Raw genomic sequence first — 215 nt, 5'->3', positions numbered from 1 at the left:
CGAAGTGGCTAAACGCGGCGGACTGTAAATCCGCTCCTTTGGGTTCGGCAGTTCGAATCTGCCCCCCTCCACCATTTTCTTTAAAATAACCTGAGAGGGTTTATTTTTTTGAAAAGATAACCATACTAGTAAATATTAATGGGCTATAGCCAAGCGGTAAGGCAACGGACTTTGACTCCGTCATGCGCTGGTTCGAATCCAGCTAGCCCAGCCAT

1 tRNA gene is annotated in these 215 nt (G+C 47.0%); it reads left to right on the top strand.

Annotated features, from left to right (window positions below):
• Positions 1–139 precede the first annotated feature (139 nt).
• A tRNA-Gln gene (locus tag SB773_RS35320) sits at positions 140–214 on the top strand.
• Position 215 lies beyond the last annotated feature (1 nt).

The sequence above is a fragment of the Bacillus sp. SIMBA_074 genome (assembly GCF_046534555.1).
GTDB lineage: Bacteria > Bacillota > Bacilli > Bacillales > Bacillaceae_G > Bacillus_A > Bacillus_A mycoides.
This window is presented reverse-complemented; position numbering and strand designations above follow the sequence as displayed.